Here is a 1,953-nt window from a genome sequence, read left to right as displayed (position 1 = left end):
GCGTGGCGCCCATGGTTGCCGCCGTCAGGGCAGAGCAGGGCACACGCGCGCTGGATTTGTGTTGTGGGCAGGGGATCGTTGCGGCGGGGCTGGCGAATGCTGGGGCGCGGGTGACGGGGCTGGATTTTTCGCCGGCAATGCTGGATCTGGCGCGCGTGCGGGTGCCGGGTGTCGATTTTGTCCAGGGCGACGCAATGGATTTGCGGTTTGATGCGGGCCGATTTGATGTGGTGACCATCGGGTTTGGCATCCTGCATGTGCCCGACGCGCCACGGGTCCTGGCCGAGGCGAGGCGTGTTTTGCGCCCAGGCGGGCGATTGGCGTTTTCGGTCTGGCATGCCCCTACGATCCCCACCGCGTTGGGATATGTGTTCAGCGCCATTGGCGCGCATGGAGATCCCGATGTGCAACTGCCTCCTGGCCCCGGGCTGCATGATTACGCGGATCCGAATATCGCCTATCCGGCCCTGCAACAGGCCGGGTTTACAGACTGCACCCAACAGGTTGTGAACAGCGCCTGGAGCGTTGATCACCCGGACGCTCCGGTGCGGTTCTTTGCCGAAGGCGCCGTGCGGGGTAAGGCGCTGTTACAGGCACAACCTGCTGCGCGGTTCGCCCGGATCTGTGAAGCGGTCAGCGAAACCGTGCGCGCCGCCCATGGCGAAACCGGCCCCTGGACGCTGCCGCTCCCGGCGGTAATCACATCAGCCACGGCAATCTGATCCGGATGGTTGCCTCAGCCCCGGTGGGCTCCCGCCCATCCAGGCTGCTTTAAAAAAGCAGCCCGTCTGGTTGGGCCGCGCGCCGCGCCTGCGGCGCGGCGCGCTCGCCAGAATTTCACGGTTTGATCTTTGCGTTTGCGGGAGAGATTGCCCGGCACAGCTTTGCTGTGCCAGGCCCAACGCTTTTGATCGCATCTTTGATGCGCTCAAAAGGGGCGGGAGCCCACCGTTGCGGGCGCGCCCTCAGCTCGCCCGTTTGATCCCCATCACCCGGGCGCGGGCACGCGGGTCGCTGTCAAACAGCGCCGCCAACTGTTCGGTCATCGCCCCGGCCAGCTGCTCCACGTCCGTGATCGTCACCGCGCGCTCGTAATAGCGGGTCACGTCGTGGCCGATGCCGATGGCGAGCAGTTCCACCTGCTTGCGCCGCTCCACCATTGCGATCACATCGCGCAGGTGTTTTTCCAGGTAGTTTGCCGGGTTAACCGAGAGCGTCGAATCATCCACTGGCGCGCCGTCCGAGATCACCATCAGGATCTTGCGCGCCTCCTGCCGGGCCGTCATCCGCCGGTGCGCCCATTCCAGCGCCTCGCCGTCGATGTTTTCCTTCAGCAGGCCCTCTTTCATCATCAGGCCCAGGTTGGTCCGGGTCCGGCGCATCGGGGCGTCCGCGCCTTTGTAGATGATATGGCGCAGATCGTTGAGGCGTCCGGGCTGCTGCGGGCGGCCGTCGTTCAGCCAAGCCTCGCGGGCCAGCCCGCCTTTCCAGGCACGGGTGGTGAAGCCCAGAACCTCGACCTTCACGTTGCAGCGCTCGAGCGTGCGCGCCAGCACATCGGCGCAGATCGCCGCGATTGAAATCGGGCGTCCGCGCATCGAACCGGAGTTGTCCAGCAGCAGCGTCACCACGGTATCGCGGAATTCGGTGTCCTTCTCGCGCTTGAAGCTGAGCGGCGTGGTCGGGTTGGCGACAACCCGGGCCAGACGGCCGGCATCCAGCGTGCCTTCCTCCAGGTCAAACTCCCAACTGCGGTTCTGCTGGGCCTGCAGGCGCCGCTGCAGCTTGTTGGCCAGGCGGGATACTGCGCCCTTCAGCGGCTCCAGCTGCTGGTCGAGATAGGCGCGCAGCCGCTCCAGTTCGGCAGGCTCGGCAAGGTCCTCGGCGGCGATTTCCTCGTCGTGGCTGTCTTGAAACACCTTGTAGTCCGGATCAGCTTCGGAGGCCGGCGGC

Annotated in this window: 2 protein-coding genes; one reads left to right on the top strand and one right to left on the bottom strand. The window is 65.6% G+C overall.

What is annotated here, in order from left to right; translation table 11 throughout:
* Nucleotides 1-722, top strand: a 722-nt coding sequence (locus A2I95_RS34200; RefSeq protein WP_291736969.1) for a methyltransferase domain-containing protein, incomplete at its 5' end; no start/stop codon positions are given.
* Nucleotides 723-965: 243 nt separating this feature from the next.
* On the opposite strand, the gene A2I95_RS34195 is transcribed toward A2I95_RS34200, so the two are convergent.
* Nucleotides 966-1,953: VWA domain-containing protein (locus A2I95_RS34195; RefSeq protein WP_291736967.1), on the bottom strand; the 988-nt coding region annotated here is incomplete at its 5' end.

The organism is Leisingera sp. F5 (genome assembly GCF_001593695.1).
The sequence above is the reverse complement of the archived record's forward strand: the minus strand, read 5'-3'. Positions and strand labels throughout refer to the sequence as shown.